Origin of the sequence: Enterobacter cloacae complex sp. SHL001, from assembly GCF_049236825.1 — a bacterium.
Lineage (GTDB): Bacteria > Pseudomonadota > Gammaproteobacteria > Enterobacterales > Enterobacteriaceae > Enterobacter > Enterobacter hormaechei_C.
Genome location: NZ_JBMKIP010000003.1, coordinates 206305 through 224181, shown reverse-complemented (window position 1 = coordinate 224181; position 17877 = coordinate 206305). Strand labels below are relative to the sequence as shown.

General features: G+C 57.0%; 22 protein-coding genes. 17 read left to right on the top strand and 5 right to left on the bottom strand.

The window, feature by feature from the left end:
• Nucleotides 1-65: 65 nt before the first annotated feature.
• A complete protein-coding gene (locus tag ACOTYH_RS10475) occupies nucleotides 66-1109 on the bottom strand; it encodes an aminopeptidase (RefSeq protein ID WP_058689536.1) in 1044 nt (347 codons plus the stop codon).
• Nucleotides 1110-1346: 237 nt separating this feature from the next.
• Between ACOTYH_RS10475 and cysG the strand changes: the two genes are divergently transcribed.
• The 11 genes from cysG to ACOTYH_RS10420 all read left to right on the top strand — a co-directional run bounded on the left by cysG (nucleotide 1347) and on the right by ACOTYH_RS10420 (nucleotide 10055).
• Nucleotides 1347-2705, top strand: coding sequence for a siroheme synthase CysG (gene cysG, locus ACOTYH_RS10470; protein ID WP_323618179.1), 1359 nt, complete (start codon nucleotides 1347-1349; stop codon nucleotides 2703-2705).
• Between the two features lie 9 nt (nucleotides 2706-2714).
• Entirely contained in the window at nucleotides 2715-3623 is a 909-nt protein-coding gene (gene cysD / locus ACOTYH_RS10465) for a sulfate adenylyltransferase subunit CysD (protein ID WP_006811770.1), read from the top strand.
• A 9-nt stretch (nucleotides 3624-3632) separates the two neighbouring features.
• Complete coding sequence (gene cysN / locus ACOTYH_RS10460) at nucleotides 3633-5057, top strand: sulfate adenylyltransferase subunit CysN (protein WP_421637729.1); 1425 nt, start codon at nucleotides 3633-3635, stop codon at nucleotides 5055-5057.
• Nucleotides 5057-5662 carry an adenylyl-sulfate kinase gene (gene cysC, locus ACOTYH_RS10455; RefSeq protein WP_015571713.1) on the top strand — a complete coding sequence of 202 codons (606 nt, stop codon included), beginning with the start codon at nucleotides 5057-5059 and terminating at the stop codon, nucleotides 5660-5662. The genes cysN and cysC overlap by 1 nt, the downstream gene beginning before the upstream one ends.
• Before the next feature lie 58 nt (nucleotides 5663-5720).
• On the top strand, nucleotides 5721-6047 hold the full coding sequence (locus tag ACOTYH_RS10450) for a DUF3561 family protein (protein ID WP_006811767.1): 327 nt from the start codon (nucleotides 5721-5723) through the stop codon (nucleotides 6045-6047).
• A gap of 79 nt (nucleotides 6048-6126) precedes the next feature.
• Nucleotides 6127-6438, top strand: coding sequence for a cell division protein FtsB (ftsB, locus tag ACOTYH_RS10445; protein WP_003862095.1), 312 nt, complete (start codon nucleotides 6127-6129; stop codon nucleotides 6436-6438).
• A 19-nt stretch (nucleotides 6439-6457) separates the two neighbouring features.
• Nucleotides 6458-7168 carry a 2-C-methyl-D-erythritol 4-phosphate cytidylyltransferase gene (gene ispD / locus ACOTYH_RS10440; protein WP_017692759.1) on the top strand — a complete coding sequence of 237 codons (711 nt, stop codon included), beginning with the start codon at nucleotides 6458-6460 and terminating at the stop codon, nucleotides 7166-7168.
• Nucleotides 7168-7647 (top strand): 2-C-methyl-D-erythritol 2,4-cyclodiphosphate synthase, encoded by a 480-nt coding sequence (gene ispF / locus ACOTYH_RS10435; protein ID WP_015571711.1) that lies wholly within the window; start codon nucleotides 7168-7170, stop codon nucleotides 7645-7647. Before ispD ends, ispF begins: the two co-directional genes overlap by 1 nt.
• Nucleotides 7644-8693: a tRNA pseudouridine(13) synthase TruD gene (truD, locus tag ACOTYH_RS10430; protein WP_368749616.1), complete on the top strand. Its 1050-nt coding sequence runs from the start codon at nucleotides 7644-7646 to the stop codon at nucleotides 8691-8693. Before ispF ends, truD begins: the two co-directional genes overlap by 4 nt.
• Nucleotides 8674-9435 (top strand): 5'/3'-nucleotidase SurE, encoded by a 762-nt coding sequence (gene surE / locus ACOTYH_RS10425; RefSeq protein WP_032619144.1) that lies wholly within the window; start codon nucleotides 8674-8676, stop codon nucleotides 9433-9435. Before truD ends, surE begins: the two co-directional genes overlap by 20 nt.
• A complete protein-coding gene (locus tag ACOTYH_RS10420; protein ID WP_015571709.1) occupies nucleotides 9429-10055 on the top strand; it encodes a protein-L-isoaspartate(D-aspartate) O-methyltransferase in 627 nt (208 codons plus the stop codon). Before surE ends, ACOTYH_RS10420 begins: the two co-directional genes overlap by 7 nt.
• 94 nt (nucleotides 10056-10149) lie before the next feature.
• Here ACOTYH_RS10420 and ACOTYH_RS10415 read toward each other — a convergent pair whose 3' ends face one another.
• Complete coding sequence (locus tag ACOTYH_RS10415) at nucleotides 10150-10290, bottom strand: peptidase (RefSeq protein WP_223230135.1); 141 nt, start codon at nucleotides 10288-10290, stop codon at nucleotides 10150-10152.
• Here ACOTYH_RS10415 and nlpD point away from each other — a divergent pair.
• Nucleotides 10223-11296, top strand: coding sequence for a murein hydrolase activator NlpD (nlpD, locus tag ACOTYH_RS10410; RefSeq protein ID WP_223230139.1), 1074 nt, complete (start codon nucleotides 10223-10225; stop codon nucleotides 11294-11296). The genes ACOTYH_RS10415 and nlpD overlap by 68 nt on opposite strands.
• A gap of 59 nt (nucleotides 11297-11355) precedes the next feature.
• Entirely contained in the window at nucleotides 11356-12348 is a 993-nt protein-coding gene (gene rpoS / locus ACOTYH_RS10405; RefSeq protein ID WP_013098493.1) for an RNA polymerase sigma factor RpoS, read from the top strand.
• A gap of 50 nt (nucleotides 12349-12398) precedes the next feature.
• Here the strand turns inward: rpoS and ACOTYH_RS10400 are convergent, their stop codons facing one another.
• A complete protein-coding gene (locus tag ACOTYH_RS10400; RefSeq protein ID WP_015571707.1) occupies nucleotides 12399-12776 on the bottom strand; it encodes a DUF4440 domain-containing protein in 378 nt (125 codons plus the stop codon).
• Nucleotides 12773-13975, bottom strand: coding sequence for an MFS transporter (locus tag ACOTYH_RS10395; RefSeq protein WP_058689532.1), 1203 nt, complete (start codon nucleotides 13973-13975; stop codon nucleotides 12773-12775). The genes ACOTYH_RS10400 and ACOTYH_RS10395 overlap by 4 nt, the downstream gene beginning before the upstream one ends.
• A gap of 109 nt (nucleotides 13976-14084) precedes the next feature.
• Here ACOTYH_RS10395 and ACOTYH_RS10390 point away from each other — a divergent pair, with 109 nt between their 5' ends.
• Nucleotides 14085-14972: a LysR family transcriptional regulator gene (locus ACOTYH_RS10390; protein ID WP_048973208.1), complete on the top strand. Its 888-nt coding sequence runs from the start codon at nucleotides 14085-14087 to the stop codon at nucleotides 14970-14972.
• Here the strand turns inward: ACOTYH_RS10390 and ACOTYH_RS10385 are convergent.
• A complete protein-coding gene (locus tag ACOTYH_RS10385) occupies nucleotides 14969-15376 on the bottom strand; it encodes a MarR family winged helix-turn-helix transcriptional regulator (RefSeq protein WP_015571704.1) in 408 nt (135 codons plus the stop codon). The genes ACOTYH_RS10390 and ACOTYH_RS10385 overlap by 4 nt on opposite strands.
• 173 nt (nucleotides 15377-15549) lie before the next feature.
• On the opposite strand from ACOTYH_RS10385, the gene ACOTYH_RS10380 reads away from it, so the two are divergent.
• Genes ACOTYH_RS10380 through ACOTYH_RS10370 form a run of 3 tightly spaced genes read left to right on the top strand, consistent with a single transcriptional unit; the run spans nucleotide 15550 to nucleotide 17801 of the window.
• On the top strand, nucleotides 15550-16152 hold the full coding sequence (locus tag ACOTYH_RS10380; RefSeq protein ID WP_058689531.1) for a non-oxidative hydroxyarylic acid decarboxylases subunit B: 603 nt from the start codon (nucleotides 15550-15552) through the stop codon (nucleotides 16150-16152).
• Entirely contained in the window at nucleotides 16142-17569 is a 1428-nt protein-coding gene (locus tag ACOTYH_RS10375; RefSeq protein WP_015571702.1) for a non-oxidative hydroxyarylic acid decarboxylases subunit C, read from the top strand. Before ACOTYH_RS10380 ends, ACOTYH_RS10375 begins: the two co-directional genes overlap by 11 nt.
• A gap of 10 nt (nucleotides 17570-17579) precedes the next feature.
• Nucleotides 17580-17801, top strand: a complete 222-nt coding sequence (locus tag ACOTYH_RS10370; protein WP_003862116.1) for a non-oxidative hydroxyarylic acid decarboxylases subunit D — start codon at nucleotides 17580-17582, stop codon at nucleotides 17799-17801.
• Nucleotides 17802-17877: the final 76 nt, after the last annotated feature.

The following is a 17877-nucleotide window of genomic DNA, read 5'->3' as shown; positions in this document are numbered from 1 at the left end:
ACCGGGCCTACAACGGCACAAAACGTAGGCCCGGTAAGGCGTAGCCGCCACCGGGCTTAACGACATCAGGCTTTCCCCGCTTTCGCCAGCTCCTTCACCAGCGGCAGCATCACTTTCACGACATCCCGGCTGCGGTGCTCAATCCGCTGCGGCAGCGCTTTATCAATGTGCTGCTGATTATCCAGCCGCACATCATGCCAGCTGGTCCCGTCCGGAAAGGCTTTCGATTTGCTGCGCTGCTGATAGCCATCTTTTTTGCCCAGCGCCCAGTTCGTCGCCTCGACGTAAAGCACCGGAATGCCCGCCTTATCAAACACTTCACCGTCATTACAGCAGCCTGTGCCTTTAGGATACTGCGGGTTACCGCCCGGATTTGTCGCGGCATAGACGCCATGCATGCGGGCAAGCGCCAGCGCACGGTCGCGGGTGAGTTTACGTACGCTGCTCGGCGTGCTCTGTCCGCTGTTAAAATAGAGCTTATCCCCCACGATCAGATTATCGAGGTTAATCACCAGCAACGTATTTTTCTTCTCCTCAGCGCTCATGCGCTTAAGGAGATTCTCAGCTCCGAGTTTTCCTTCTTCTTCGCCGCTGGTCGCAACAAAGCGAATGCTGTATTTCGTCGGAATATTCTTCAGGCGTTCGGCCAGCTCAAGCATCACGCCCAGACCCGCCGCATTGTCATCCAGTCCCTGAAGCGTCAGCCCGCCGAGGTTATTATCGACATCGGCGTCGCTCAACGGCGTGTAGGTATCAAGGTGCGCCATAATAATAATCTGCTCAGCCGCCTTTCCTTCGTGCGCCGCAATGACCGTGCTGCCGGTTACGTTATGCCAGTTCTGCGTTTTATTGCGTGTGGTATAGATGTAGCGGCTATGGAAAGCGCGAATGTCGCTCTCATAGCCCATATCCGCAAATTGCTGACGGATATAGTCTGCCGAGAGCATCTCGGCTGGGGTTCCGGTCATACGGCCCGGAAAGACCGTCGCAATATGCCGCGCCTGCATACTGGCTATTTCACCGTAAGATTGATTTTTTGCCTGAGCCGGAAGGATAAAGCAAACGCCGAGCGCCAGGGCAACGAATCGGTGGCGCATTGCGGAAAACATAGTGAGTCCTTAAAAACAGAGCAAAATTTTAACCCGCATAGTATGAAACTGTGATCGGGTAGACACAATTTGAATTGCTCCTAAATGCCCGAAATTTCGCGTGTTAAGCACTTTTTGATATTTGCTTTTCCACGGCGTTATTCCATTGAGTAACTACTCATTCCAATTCGTAATTTCATTCGATCTAAGCCGCCCCCTATAGTCCCTTTATTCGTGGTTGTTAGTGAGTTGTTGCCTGTGGACTATCTCCCCCTTTTTGCTGCCTTAAAAGACCGACCGGTACTGGTTGTCGGGACGGGTGAAATTGCCGATCGCAAAATCGCCTTCCTGCAACGCGCCGGGGCGCAGGTGCAGATCGTTGCAGAGGCGGATTTTGAAGAGTCTCAGATCGACAGCGTGGTGCTGGTGATTGCGGCAACCGAAGATCGGGCGCTCAACCGCCGCATTTCCGACGCAGCTCAGGCCCGTCACCGTCTGGTGAACGTGGTAGACGACCAGCCGTTATGTTCATTTATCTTCCCGTCGATTGTCGACCGCTCGCCGCTGCTGGTAGCGATCTCCTCCGGCGGCACCGCCCCGGTGCTGGCGCGCGTGCTGAGAGAAAAAATCGAAGCGCTGCTGCCGACCAGCCTCGGACGCATGGCGGAGAAGGCCAGCTACTGGCGCAACCATTTGAAAACGCGTCTGACCAGCGTGACGGAACGCCGTCGCTTCTGGGAGCGTGTGTTTCGCGGCCGCTTTGCCAGCCTGATGCAGACCGGTAACGAGACGGCAGCGCAACAAATTCTCGAAGACGAACTGGATAACCCCGGCAGTACGGGTGGGGAGATCATTCTGGTGGGCGCCGGGCCGGGCGATGCCGGGCTGCTCACGCTGCGTGGCCTCCAGGTTCTTCAGGATGCGGATGTCGTGTTCTATGACCACCTGGTCACCGACGGTATTCGCGAGCTGATCCGCCGTGACGCGGAGCAAATTTGCGTCGGCAAACGTGCCGGCGAGCACTCCGTGCCCCAGCACGACACCAACCAGATGCTGATTGCCGCCGCGAAAGCGGGCAAGACCGTGGTGCGCCTGAAAGGGGGCGACCCGTTTATCTTCGGTCGTGGTGGCGAGGAGTTGCAGGCGGCAGCTGAAGCGGGCGTCCCGTTCCAGGTGGTTCCCGGCATTACGGCGGCGTCTGCCGTCACGGCCTACGCCGGTATTCCGCTGACCCATCGCGATTACGCCCAGAGCGTGACCTTTGTGACCGGGCACTATAAAGCCGACAGCACGCCGTTTGACTGGTCGCATCTCGCCCAGAGCCGACAAACGCTGGCGATTTATATGGGCACGATGAAAGCGGCTGACATCAGCGAACAGCTTATTCAGCACGGTCGCGATGCGACGACGCCGGTAGCGGTGATCTCCCGCGGGACACGCGTCGATCAGCATGTCGCCATCGGCACCTTACAAGACCTTGCAACCCTGGCGAAAGACGCCCCAATGCCCGCCCTGATCGTGGTGGGAGAAGTGGTGCAGCTGCACAGCACGCTCGCCTGGTTCCAACATACAACCGACACAGAAGGCTTTGGCGCTTCTGTTATAAATTTGGCTTAAGGAACGGTTATGGACCAAAAACGACTTACTCACTTGCGGCAGCTCGAAGCGGAAAGTATCCACATTATCCGCGAAGTGGCCGCCGAGTTTTCTAACCCGGTGATGATGTACTCCATCGGTAAAGATTCCAGCGTCATGCTGCACCTGGCGCGTAAAGCGTTTTATCCGGGTACGCTGCCGTTCCCGCTGTTACACGTGGATACCGGCTGGAAATTCCGCGAGATGTACGAGTTTCGTGACCGTACCGCCAAAGCCTACGGCTGCGAGCTGCTGGTGCACAAAAACCCGGAAGGGGTGGCGATGGGCATCAACCCGTTCGTGCACGGCAGCGCCAAGCATACCGACATCATGAAAACCGAAGGGCTGAAGCAGGCGCTGAATAAATACGGTTTTGATGCGGCCTTCGGCGGCGCGCGACGTGACGAAGAGAAATCCCGCGCCAAAGAGCGTATCTACTCTTTCCGCGACCGCTTCCACCGCTGGGACCCGAAAAACCAGCGTCCGGAGCTGTGGCACAACTACAACGGCCAGATCAACAAGGGCGAAAGCATTCGCGTTTTCCCGCTCTCCAACTGGACCGAGCTGGATATCTGGCAGTACATCTACCTGGAAAATATTGAGATCGTTCCGCTGTATCTGGCGGCCGAGCGCCCGGTGCTGGAGCGCGACGGCATGCTGATGATGATCGACGACGATCGCATTGATTTACAGCCGGGCGAAGTGATCAAAAAACAGATGGTCCGTTTCCGTACTCTCGGCTGCTGGCCGTTGACCGGCGCGGTGGAATCCAGTGCGCAGACGCTGCCCGAGATCATCGAGGAGATGCTGGTGTCGACCACCAGTGAGCGACAGGGCCGCGTGATTGACCGCGACCAGGCAGGCTCCATGGAGCTGAAGAAACGTCAGGGTTATTTCTAAGGAGCCGCCATGAATACGACTATTGCCCAACAAATTGCCGATGAAGGCGGCGTAGAAGCTTATCTGCACGCCCAACAGTACAAAAGCCTGCTGCGTTTCCTGACCTGCGGCAGCGTGGATGACGGGAAAAGTACCCTGATTGGTCGTCTGCTGCACGACACGCGCCAGATCTACGAAGATCAGCTCTCTTCCCTGCACAATGACAGCAAACGCCACGGCACCCAGGGCGAAAAACTCGACCTGGCGCTGCTGGTGGACGGCTTGCAGGCGGAGCGCGAGCAGGGCATTACCATTGATGTCGCCTATCGCTACTTCTCTACCGAAAAGCGCAAATTTATTATCGCCGATACCCCGGGGCACGAGCAGTACACCCGTAACATGGCGACCGGCGCGTCCACCTGTGACCTGGCGATCCTGCTGATCGACGCCCGTAAAGGTGTGCTGGATCAGACTCGTCGTCACAGCTTTATCTCTACGCTGCTGGGGATCAAGCATCTGGTGGTGGCGGTGAACAAAATGGATCTGGTGGACTACAGCGAAGCGCGTTTCGACGAGATCCGCCAGAGCTACCTGACCTTTGCTGAACAGCTGCCGGGCAACCTCGATATTCGCTTTGTGCCGCTGTCGGCGCTGGAAGGGGATAACGTCGCCTCTCAGAGCGCGAACATGCCGTGGTACAGCGGCCCGACGCTGCTGGAAGTGCTGGAAACCGTTGAAATTCAGCGCGTGGTCGATACCCAGCCGATGCGCTTCCCGGTGCAGTACGTGAACCGTCCGAACCTCGATTTCCGCGGCTTCTCCGGTACTCTCGCTTCAGGCTCCGTGAAGGTGGGTCAGCGCGTCAAGGTGCTGCCATCCGGCGTGGAATCGACCATCGCCCGTATCGTCACCTTTGATGGCGAACTGGACGAAGCCGGGGCAGGTGAAGCGGTAACCCTGGTACTGAAAGACGAAATTGATATCAGCCGCGGCGACCTGCTGGTCGACGCGCAGGAAACGCTGGCGGCGGTGCAGGGCGCATCCGTGGATGTAGTGTGGATGGCCGAACAGCCGCTGACCGCAGGCCAGAGCTATGACATTAAAATCGCCGGCAAGAAAACCCGCGCCCGCGTGGACGGCATTCAGTTCCAGGTGGACATCAACAACCTGACCCACCGTGACGTGAGCGAGCTGCCGCTGAACGGCATCGGTCTGGTGGATATGACCTTCGACGAGCCGCTGGTGCTGGATCCGTATCAGCAGAATCCGGTGACGGGCGGGCTGATCTTCATTGACCGCCTGACCAACGTCACCGTCGGTGCCGGCATGGTCCGCGAGCCTGACGCACAGGCGAGCGTGACGTCTGAGTTCAGCGCCTTCGAGCTGGAACTGAACGCGCTGGTGCGTAAGCACTTCCCGCACTGGGGCGCACGCGATCTGCTGGGAGGCAAGTGATGGCCGCCCATGATGAGAACGTCGTCTGGCATCCTCATCCGGTCACCGTCGCCCAGCGCGAACAGCTCCACGGTCACCGTGGGGTTGTGCTGTGGTTTACCGGGCTGTCTGGCTCCGGTAAATCCACGGTGGCAGGCGCACTGGAAGAGGCGCTGCATCAGCAGGGGGTGAGCACCTACCTGCTGGACGGCGACAACGTGCGTCACGGCCTGTGCAGCGATTTAGGGTTCAGCGATGAAGACCGTAAAGAGAACATTCGTCGGGTAGGGGAAGTCGCCAGCCTGATGGCGGATGCCGGGCTGGTGGTGCTAACGGCGTTTATCTCACCGCACCGCGCCGAACGTCAGATGGTGCGTGAGCGCGTTGGGCAGAATCGCTTTATTGAAGTGTTTGTGGATACCCCGCTGGCAATCTGCGAAGCGCGCGATCCAAAAGGGCTGTACAAAAAAGCCCGCGCGGGAGAGCTGCGAAACTTCACCGGCATTGACTCGGTTTACGAAGCGCCTGAATCCCCTGAGATTCATCTGGAAGGCCAACAATTGGTAACAAATTTAGTAAGCCAATTATTAGACCTGCTCAGACGGGACGATATTATCAGATCCTGAGACGGTATCGTTCGGGAGCTGTCTTCCCGAGCGATGAGTCACGGTCACAGGATTAGCTATGCGCAACAGTGAAAACTACATGATTACCACCGGGTCGGAACCGTTAACGACCGACGACGAGACGACCTGGTCCTTCCCTGGGGCGATAGTCGGCTTCGTATCGTGGCTACTGGCGCTGGGTATCCCGTTTTTGATCTACGGTGGTAACACCCTCTTTTTCTTCCTCTATACCTGGCCTTTCTTTCTGGCGCTGATGCCCGTTGCGGTGGTTGTGGGCGTGGCGCTGCACTCCCTTTTCAACGGCAAGCTCCTGTATAGTACGCTCATCACTATCGCCACCGTTGTGGTCATCTTTGGCCTGCTGTTTTTATGGCTGATGGGCTAACTTACGGCATAATTAAAACCCCGCAGTAGAGTCCAGCGGAAAGTTATGGGATGATGATGCCGTTTTTTCAGGGGGCAGGATGGGTAAACTAACGCTGCTGTTGCTGGCTTTGCTGGTCTGGCTGCAATATTCGCTGTGGTTCGGCAAAAACGGACTGCACGACTACAGCCGGGTGAGCGATGACGTCGCGGCACAGCAGGCTACAAACGCCAAACTTAAAGCGCGTAACGATCAACTTTTTGCTGAAATTGATGACCTCAATGGCGGCCAGGAGGCGATTGAGGAACGCGCACGCAATGAACTCAGTATGACTAAGCCGGGCGAAACGTTTTATCGCCTGGTTCCGGATGCGTCTAAACGCAATCAGGGCTCCGCACAAAACAATCGATAATCAGGCCCAGGATTACGACATGGCAGCAACTTTTTCGGACGTCTGTGCCGTGGTGCCGGCCGCAGGTTTTGGCCGGCGCATGCAGACAGAGTGTCCCAAGCAGTACCTCTCAATTGGTGATAAAACGATCCTCGAGCACGCCGTGGCAGCGCTGCTGGCGCATGCCCGGGTGAAACGCGTGGTTATTGCCATCAGCCCCGGCGATGCGCGTTTTGCGCAGCTCCCGCTGGCAAATCATCCTCAGATTACCGTTGTTGACGGCGGCGCCGAGCGGGCCGACTCTGTTCTGGCGGGCATTCAGGCTGCCGGGAACGCGCAGTGGGTTCTGGTGCACGATGCCGCGCGTCCCTGTCTGCATCACGACGATCTGTCACGTCTGCTGGCCCTGAGTGAAACCAGTAACGTGGGCGGCATTCTGGCCGCCCCGGTGCGTGACACCATGAAGCGTGCCGAACCGGGTAAACCGGCGATTGCCCACACCGTCGAGCGCGTGGATTTATGGCACGCGCTGACGCCACAATTTTTTCCCCGCGAATTACTCCACGACTGCTTAACGCGTGCGCTTAAAGAAGGTGCGACCATTACGGACGAAGCCTCGGCGCTGGAGTATTGCGGTTTCCACCCAACGCTTGTTGAAGGGCGCGCTGATAATATAAAAGTGACGCGCCCGGAAGACTTACAGCTCGCGGAATTTTATCTTACCCGTACGACCCCTCAGGAGAAGGCATAATGCGTATTGGACACGGTTTTGATGTACACGCCTTTGGCGGCGTTGGCCCAATTATCATTGGCGGCGTGCGCATTCCATACGAAAAAGGTTTGCTGGCGCATTCTGATGGCGACGTGGCGCTGCATGCGCTGACCGACGCGCTGCTGGGTGCCGCCGCGCTGGGCGACATTGGCAAACTGTTCCCGGACACCGATCCTGCTTTTAAAGGCGCAGACAGCCGCGAACTGCTGCGCGAAGCCTGGCGTCGTATTCAGGCCAAAGGCTACACCCTCGGCAACGTTGATGTGACGATCATTGCTCAGGCACCGAAGATGCTGCCGCACATCCCTCAGATGCGCGTGTTTATCGCTGAAGATCTGGGCTGCCATATGGACGACGTCAACGTCAAAGCGACCACCACGGAGAAGCTGGGCTTTACCGGTCGTGGCGAAGGCATTGCCTGTGAAGCCGTGGCGCTGCTGGTGAAGGCGGTCAAATGACGGATTTCGACAACCTGACGTATCTGCACGGTAAACCGCAGGGCAAGGGTCTGCTGAAAGCCAACCCTGAAGATTTCGTGGTGGTGGAAGATCTGGGTTTTGAGCCGGACGGCGAAGGCGAGCACATCCTGGTGCGCATTCTGAAAAACGGCTGCAACACCCGCTTCGTGGCGGACGCGCTGGCAAAATTCCTCAAAATTCACGCCCGCGAAGTGAGCTTTGCCGGTCAAAAGGATAAGCATGCCGTGACCGAACAGTGGCTTTGCGCCCGCGTGCCCGGCAATGCCATGCCCGATTTAAGCAAATTTGAGCTTGAGGGCTGTAAGGTACTGGAGTATGCCCGCCACAAACGCAAATTGCGTCCGGGAGCGTTGAAAGGCAACGATTTCACGCTGGTGCTGCGTGAAGTGACCGACCGCGATGACGTTGAAAAACGCCTGAAGGCCATTACCGAACGCGGCGTGCCAAACTATTTTGGCGCACAGCGCTTTGGCATTGGTGGCAGCAACCTGCTGGGCGCGCTGCGCTGGGCGCAAAGCAGCGCGCCGGTGCGCGACAGGAATAAACGCAGTTTTTGGTTGTCGGCAGCCCGCAGTGCGTTGTTTAATCAGATTGTGAGCGAACGGCTGAAAAAACCGGACGCGAATCAAGTTGTTGTCGGCGATGCGCTACAATTAGCGGGACGCGGAAGCTGGTTTGTGGCAACGGCCGATGAGATGGCCGATGCCCAGTCGCGCGTGGACGCTAAAGCGTTGATGATTACCGCCGCCTTGCCGGGCTCAGGCGACTGGGGAACTCAGGGCGAGGCGCTGGCCGCTGAGCTGTCAGCGGTGGCGGATGCGCCAGAATTACAATCATTGCTGGTGCGGGAAAAAGTCGAGGCGGCGCGCCGTGCGATGCTCCTCTACCCGCAACAGCTGAGCTGGAACTGGTGGGATGACGTAACCGTCGAGTTACGCTTCTGGCTGCCGGCAGGTAGCTTTGCCACCAGTGTTGTCAGGGAACTTATCAACACGTCGGGTGATTATGCGAATATTGCTGAGTAACGATGACGGGATCCATGCGCCAGGTATTCAGACGCTGGCGAAACACCTCCGCGAATTTGCGGATGTGCAGGTCGTGGCTCCCGATCGTAACCGCAGTGGCGCGTCTAACTCATTGACGCTGGAGTCTTCACTTCGCACCTTTACCTTTGAGAATGGCGATATTGCCGTCCAGATGGGGACGCCGACCGACTGCGTGTTTCTGGGCGTAAATGCGCTGATGCGCCCGCGGCCGGATGTTGTGGTCTCCGGCATCAATGCCGGGCCGAATCTTGGCGATGATGTGATTTACTCCGGCACCGTGGCCGCGGCGATGGAGGGGCGTCACCTGGGTTTCCCGGCGCTGGCGGTCTCGTTAAACGGCCACACCCACTATGACACTGCCGCCGCGGTGACCTGCTCCATTCTCCGTGCGCTTGGCCGCGAGCCGCTGCGTACCGGACGTATCCTCAATATTAACGTGCCGGATCTCCCGCTGGACGAGATTAGAGGGATCCGCGTGACGCGCTGCGGCAGTCGCCATCCGGCCGATCAGGTTATTCCCCAGCAGGATCCGCGCGGCAATACCCTGTACTGGATCGGCCCGCCGGGAGATAAATGCGATGCCGGGCCAGACACCGACTTCGCTGCGGTGGATGAGGGTTACGTTTCCGTTACGCCGTTGCACGTAGATTTAACCGCTTATAGCGCGCATGATGTGGTGTCGGACTGGTTAGATCGGGTCGGAGTGAACGCGCAATGGTAAGTAAACGTGTACAAACTCTTCTGGAACAATTACGCGCACAGGGGATCGCCAACGAGCAGGTGCTGGATGCGCTTGCCCAGGTTCCCCGTGAGAAGTTTGTAGATGAGGCGTTTGAACACAAAGCGTGGGAAAACGTGGCGCTGCCCATTGGGCAAGGCCAGACGATTTCGCAGCCTTACATGGTGGCGCGTATGACGGAGCTTCTGGAGTTAACGCCAGACTCCCGGGTGCTGGAAATTGGCACCGGTTCAGGGTATCAGACCGCGATCCTGGCCCACCTTGTGCACCATGTTTGTTCCGTGGAACGGATTAAAGGCTTGCAGTGGCAGGCGCGCCGTCGTCTGAAACAGCTTGATTTACATAATGTATCGACACGCCACGGCGATGGATGGCAGGGTTGGCAGGCTCGCGCCCCGTTTGACGCCATAATAGTCACGGCAGCGCCACCTGAAATTCCCGCTGCACTTCTCTCGCAGCTGGACGAGGGCGGCATTCTAGTTTTGCCCGTCGGCGATGAGCAGCAGCTTTTAAAGCGCGTTCGTCGACGCGGCGGCGAGTTTATTATCGATACCGTGGAAGCCGTGCGCTTTGTGCCCCTGGTTAAGGGCGAGCTGGCCTGAGACTCGGATTTTTCCAGGGTTATTGAGGCAAATTCAGCGTATGGTGTGGCGCGATAGGTTCGTGCCATCACGGTTATTTTTAAGTCACTGGTAGTTAACACATTCCTGGGGGATAAATGAGCGCGGGAAGCCCAAAATTCACCATCAGCCGTGTTGCGGCATTATCACTGGTTTCGCTCTGGCTGGCAGGCTGTACAAGTTCTGACAATGCACCTGCGCCCGTCAGTTCCGTCAATGGAACCAGCGGCTCGGGTAACACGTCCAGCGGAATGTTGATTACCCCTCCGCCTAAAATGGGCACGTCCACGGCGCAGCAAACTCCGCAGATCCAGCCGGTCCAGCGTCCAGTTACGCAGCCTTCGCAGATTCAGCCAGTGGATCAGCCTGTTCAGACCGAAAATGGCCGCATAGTGTATAACCGTAAGTATGGGAACATTCCGAAAGGTAGCTATACCGGCGGCAGCACCTATACCGTGAAGCGCGGCGATACGCTGTTCTATATTGCCTGGATCACCGGGAACGATTTCCGCGATCTGGCACAGCGAAACAACGTCCAGGCCCCGTATGGTCTGGAAGTCGGGCAAACGCTTCAGGTTGGCAATGCAACGGGTACCCCACTGACGCCTGGCAACACGGTTTCAGCGGCCGATGTGACGGCTCAAAATAACAGCGTTAAGCCTGCACAAAAATCCACCACGGTGGTTGCTTCACAACCTGTAATTACGTATTCTGAGGATTCAGGTGATCAGAGTGCTAACAAAATGTTGCCGAATAATAAAGGTACTGCGACTGTTGTCACAGCACCGACTACGGCACCTGTGGTTAGCTCTACTGTACCGACTGCAAGCAGTCAGAATGCCAGCTCGTCAATCACCACCTGGCGCTGGCCAACTGACGGCAAGATTATCGAGAACTTTGCTACCTCTGAGGGGGGCAACAAAGGGATCGATATCGCAGGCAGTAAAGGACAGGCAATCATCGCGACCGCAGACGGGCGCGTTGTCTATGCCGGTAACGCACTGCGCGGTTACGGTAATCTTATTATCATCAAACATAATGATGATTACCTGAGTGCCTACGCCCATAACGACACTATGCTGGTCCGGGAACAACAAGAAGTTAAGGCGGGGCAAAAAATCGCTACCATGGGTAGCACCGGAACCAGTTCTACACGCTTGCATTTTGAAATTCGTTACAAGGGGAAATCCGTAAACCCGCTGCAATATTTACCGCAGCGATAAATTGATGGGACATGCCAGCCAGGGTGTCTCGTCCAGGGATCACGGGTAGGAGCCACCTTATGAGTCAGAATACGCTGAAAGTTCATGATTTAAATGAAGACGCGGAATTTGATGAGAACGGAGCAGAGGCTTTTGACGAAAAAGCCTTAGTAGAAGAGGAACCCAGTGATAACGATTTGGCTGAAGAAGAGCTGTTATCGCAGGGTGCCACACAGCGTGTGCTGGACGCGACTCAGCTTTACCTTGGGGAGATTGGTTACTCCCCACTGCTAACGGCCGAAGAAGAAGTCTATTTCGCACGTCGTGCTTTGCGTGGTGATGTTGCCTCGCGTCGTCGCATGATCGAAAGTAACCTGCGACTGGTCGTGAAAATTGCCCGCCGTTACGGCAATCGTGGTCTGGCTCTGCTGGATCTGATTGAAGAGGGCAACTTAGGTCTCATCCGCGCAGTTGAGAAGTTTGACCCGGAACGCGGGTTCCGTTTCTCAACCTACGCGACCTGGTGGATTCGTCAGACCATCGAACGGGCTATTATGAACCAGACCCGTACGATTCGACTGCCGATCCACATCGTCAAAGAGTTGAATGTTTATCTGCGTACCGCGCGCGAGTTGTCCCATAAACTGGACCACGAGCCAAGTGCGGAAGAGATTGCAGAGCAACTCGACAAACCGGTTGATGACGTAAGCCGTATGCTGCGTCTCAACGAGCGCATTACCTCGGTTGACACCCCGCTGGGTGGCGACTCCGAAAAAGCGCTGCTGGACATCCTGGCCGATGAAAAAGACAACGGCCCGGAAGACACCACGCAGGACGATGACATGAAACAGAGCATCGTCAAATGGCTGTTCGAACTGAACGCCAAACAGCGTGAAGTGCTGGCACGTCGTTTCGGTTTACTGGGGTATGAAGCTGCGACACTGGAAGACGTCGGTCGTGAGATTGGCCTGACCCGTGAACGTGTTCGTCAGATTCAGGTTGAAGGACTACGTCGCCTGCGTGAAATCCTGCAAGGGCAAGGTCTGAATATCGAAGCGCTGTTCCGCGAGTAAGCAACCATTCGTCAGAAAAGGCCCGTCGTGAGACGGGCCTTTTTTATGCCTTACGGCTGCGCCGTTTCGTGCAGCAAACGCCAGGTGATGTTATCCCCTTCCTGATTAAGCACTGCGGTTGACCAGCGCACGTTGACGGGCTGGCCTGGCCGGGTTTGCGTCTCCCGGTAATGGAGCACTGCGCCGTTGTCCCATGTCTGAAGCGTTGTTAACGCATCAATGTCGATCCTGAGCCCCGGTCGGGTTCCCCGCTGCGCATATAAAAATTGGGCAAGCGCGTGATGATCTAAAGGGTTGCCACTCGGTGGAACCATCAGAAAATCCGGACGGAAACGGGCGAGCAGGGCGTCCCGATCGCCTTCGCCTGCACCTAACCAGTTTTCAAGGGCGACGTGAATGTCGAGGATCTCTTGTTCGAAATGGGTCATGGTTGCTCCTGTTGCAGTTGCGCAAGTAACTGCGTGTTGTTAAGACGGTAGACGTACAGTACGGGCAGTAGGGTGATGACTGCGGCAAAAACAAACATCCCGTGCCAGGCGGCCAGCGGCGCGACATAATCCTGCATGAAGCTCAGCGCCTGCGCCAGCAGCAGAGCGCCCGCAAAAAAGCTCAACTGACGATTCAGATTCCATAGCGCGCTGGCATCGGGCATATCTTCCGGTCGCATCGTCAAAAACGCGCTGCTCTGAGCCGTACTGCTGCAAAGGCTTCCCCCCGCGCCCATCAGCGCAAACGCAACGGCAGGTAGCAGCATTGCCGGGCCGACGTTAACTAAAAGCAGAATGCCCGTCGCCTGCAACAGGCAACCGATGACCACCAGCGGCCGGGGGCCGATACGGTTGAAATAGCGTCCTGTCGCGGTGATAGCCACAAACGAAGCCACAGACCACGGCAGCATAAGCATGCCCGTTGCGGCGGGTGTCATATTGGCCTCGCTCTGGAGGTAATACATGCCCGTTACGTTCACGCCGATAAAAATGCCGGGTACGCACACATAGATAAGCATGGATAAGCGCAACAGCGGTTCCGTCAGCAAAGACAGGTTTACTGTCCTGGTGGTGTTTATCGGCGACGGTTCTGTTTTAAGCCACGCGCAGGCCAAAGCAAAGGTGACAATGGCGACGGGCAGGGTGGCAAAAAATATCCAGCGCCAGCTGAATGTCTGAACCAGCATACCGCCCACAGCCGGTGAGCACGCGGGGGCAAGCAGTGCGACCAGCATCACCGCCGAGGAGAGTCTGGCCCGCTCATGAGGCTTAAACTGTTGCCAGGTCAGCGCCTGACCAACCGGGATCAGTAAACCCCCTCCGGCGCCCTGTACGACTCGCCAGGCAATCAGACTTTCCAGCGAAGATGAGAGACCCGCCGCAACGGAGGCCGCGCTAAAGAGAAGCAGTGAGAGCAGGATAACGCGCTTCGGCCCGACGCGGCGCGTCAGGATACTGCTGAAAGGGATGACTAGCGTCAGCCCGGCAATGTATCCGTTACTTACCCAGGCAAGCGCGGAAGGTGTGGTATTGAAAGCACGAGCCATCGCCGGAAAGGCGATACTGGCAATAAACATGTTTATCAAATCAAGGAAAAAGCCGAGCAGAAAGACGACGGCGATTTTGCTGCGATACGTCATGGAAGTTCCTCCGGTGAGGTGGCGTATCGTATCGGCCCGCGCGTTACGGATAAACGCGACAAAGCACGATATACTGTCAACATTATTTTGACAGTTAACCAGGCAAGCGATGCTTAATTTACAGCGTACGGCGATGTTTATCGCCGTAGCGGACACCGGCAGTTTCACCGCCGCAGCGGAGGCGATGGGGCTGACAAAAGCGGTGGTCAGCTTTCATATTCGTCAGCTTGAAGAGGAGCTGGGCGTCACCCTGTTGCTGCGAACCACCCGACGCCTGACGCTGACCGAGGCGGGGAAGCTCTTTCATCAACGAAGCGTGATGCTGTTACGGGATGCAGAGCGATTGCAGGATGATGTTCGCGCCAACCACGCCGGGCTGACGGGAGAACTGCGGATCACCACCACGCCCGAATATGGCTCGCAGGTGGTGGTGCCTTTGCTGGCTGAATTTAGCCAGCTGCACCCGGATCTCCGCGTGCGGCATGTCTCGTCCTCTTTGCATGCCGATCTTATCGCCGAGCGCTTCGATGTCGCTATCCGGCTCGGCACGCTTGCAGATTCGCGCTACCACGCCGCGTTGATGACCTCCTTCACCATCCTTCCCGTGGCAACGCCAGGCTGGCTGGCAAACCATCCGGTTAACTCGCTGGAGCAGCTGGCGGAAGCGGACTGGATCATTCACGAGCGTTTAACCTCTCCGCTGCGCTGGCAGGTGAGAGGCGTTGATGGGCAGTCGGTTTCCTTTGAGATCAAGAGAGCGCCGCGCCTGTATGCAGACAGCGCCCAGACGCTGATGGCTTTTGCCCTCGCGGGATGTGGAGTGGCGCTGCTGCCGGAGTGGCTGGTGCGAAACGCACTGGATGCAGGGGAACTGGTCTCGCTGTTACCGGCGTACACGTTCGCTCAGCAGGGCATCTATGCCGTTTATCCTGATGCCCGGCATGTGCCCGCGAAAGTGCGAACATTTATTGATTTTATGCGCGTCAGGGTTACTTAATCCTGCATCATCTTTTTAATGAGCGCTGAAAATTGCTCTCGTTCCGCGCCGTTAAGGCGCCCTAAAAACGCCTCATCCACCTCATTTCCAATCGGTTTACTGCTCTCAAGCAGGGCCTCACCTTCGGCCGTCAGAAAGACAAACCGACGGCGCTTGTCCGCCGGATCGTGCTCGCGCCTGACCAGGCCGCGTGCTTCCATGCGGCTCAGCATTTCTGCCAGCGTCGCTTTGGTGCTCACCGCGACTTCAGTCAGGGCAACCTGCTCAATGCCAGGATTTTCAGCAATTGACCGCATCACCGCATATTGTGGCTTGGTCAGTTCCGGCAATGCGTGCTGCCACTGGGCTGTATGCTGTTGAAAAAGCTGACGTAGCAGGTGGAAAGCTTCTTGTCTTAACTCCATGGACACTCCGACGGAAAAATACTCCCTCTATGATAGCCGCTCTCGGGCTGAATTTTAACGCGAGAGTTTTTTAGCGATTAGTGTGATCGTATACGAACGATCTTGTCAGCAGCAGGATCAAGGCGTAGTTTAATTAATATGTTCGTATACGAACAAACTAATTGAGGTGCTGAATGAGATTGATTGTGGGAATGACGGGCGCAACGGGTGCGCCATTAGGCGTGGCGTTGTTGCAGGCGCTGCGGGAAATACCGGAGGTGGAAACGCATCTGGTGATGTCGAAGTGGGCAAAAACCACGATTGAGCTGGAAACGCCCTTCACTGCGCATGACGTTGCTGCCCTGGCGGATGTCGTCCATAGCCCGGCCGATCAGGCTGCCACCATCTCCTCCGGCTCGTTTCGCACCGACGGCATGATCGTCATCCCGTGCAGCATGAAAACGCTTGCGGGTATCCGCGCGGGCTACGCCGAAGGGCTGGTAGGGCGTGCGGCAGACGTGGTGCTGAAAGAGGGACGCAAGCTGGTGCTGGTTCCCCGTGAGACGCCGCTCAGCACCATCCATCTCGAGAACATGCTTGCCCTTTCCCGCATGGGCGTGGCGATGGTGCCGCCTATGCCTGCGTACTACAACCACCCGCAAACCGCCGATGACATTACCCAGCATATCGTGACCCGCGTTCTCGACCAGTTTGGTCTGGAGCATAAAAAAGCCCGGCGCTGGGAAGGTTTGCAGGCAGCGAAACATTTTTCACAGGAGAATAAAGATGGCATTTGATGATTTGAGAAGCTTCTTGCAGGCGCTCGATGAGCAAGGGCAGCTGCTGAAAATTGAGGAAGAGGTAAACGCTGAGCCGGATTTAGCGGCGGCCGCCAACGCTACCGGGCGCATTGGCGATGGCGCGCCTGCGCTGTGGTTCGATAATATTCGCGGTTTCACCGATGCCCGTGTGGTGATGAACACTATCGGCTCGTGGCAAAACCACGCTATTTCGATGGGGCTGCCGGCGAATACCCCGGTGAAAAAACAGATCGACGAGTTTATTCGTCGCTGGGACAAATTTCCCGTCGCGCCAGAGCGTCGTGCAAACCCGGCCTGGGCGCAGAACACGGTGGACGGGGAAGACATTAACCTGTTCGACATTCTGCCGCTGTTCCGCCTGAACGACGGTGACGGGGGCTTTTATCTCGATAAAGCATGCGTTGTCTCCCGCGATCCGCTCGACCCCGATCACTTCGGCAAGCAGAACGTCGGGATCTATCGTATGGAAGTGAAGGGCAAGCGTAAGCTCGGCCTGCAACCGGTGCCGATGCACGATATTGCGTTGCATCTGCATAAGGCAGAAGAGCGCGGCGAAGACCTGCCAATTGCCATTACGCTGGGTAACGATCCGATCATCACTCTGATGGGCGCCACGCCGCTGAAATACGATCAATCCGAGTATGAGATGGCCGGTGCGCTACGTGAAAGCCCGTATCCGATTGCGACGGCTCCGCTGACCGGTTTCGATGTGCCGTGGGGGTCGGAAGTGATCCTGGAAGGGGTGATTGAAGGCCGGAAACGTGAAATTGAAGGGCCCTTCGGTGAGTTTACCGGTCACTACTCCGGCGGGCGCAACATGACGGTTGTGCGTATCGACAAAGTTTCTTACCGCACTAAACCGATTTTCGAATCTCTCTACCTGGGCATGCCGTGGACCGAGATTGATTATCTGATGGGGCCCGCCACCTGCGTACCGCTCTATCAGCAGCTGAAGGCTGAATTCCCGGAAGTGCAGGCGGTAAACGCCATGTACACCCACGGTCTGCTGGCGATTATCTCCACTAAAAAGCGTTACGGCGGTTTTGCCCGTGCGGTCGGGCTCCGCGCCATGACCACGCCACACGGTCTGGGTTACGTGAAGATGGTGATTATGGTGGATGAAGATGTCGATCCGTTTAACCTGCCGCAGGTGATGTGGGCGCTGTCATCGAAGGTCAATCCGGCAGGCGATCTGGTGCAGCTACCGAATATGTCTGTGCTCGAGCTTGACCCTGGCTCCAGCCCGGCGGGGATCACTGACAAGCTGATCATTGATGCCACCACCCCTGTTGCCCCGGACAACCGTGGTCACTACAGCCAGCCGGTACAGGATCTCCCTGAAACCAAAGCCTGGGCCGAAAAACTGACCGCGATGCTGGCGGCACGTCAATAAGGAGGAAAAAATGATTTGTCCACGTTGTGCCGATGAACATATTGAAGTGATGGCAACATCACCGGTGAAAGGTGTCTGGACGGTATACCAGTGTCAGCACTGTCTGTATACCTGGCGCGATACCGAACCGCTGCGCCGTACCAGCCGCGAGCATTACCCGGAAGCGTTCCGCATGACGCAGAAGGATATTGATGAGGCGCCGCAGGTGCCGACGATCCCGCCGCTGCTGTAAAAAAAGCCCGGTGGCGGCTGCGCTTACCGGGCGATAATATTGTGCGGTCCTTTGCCCGGTGGCGCTACGCTTACCG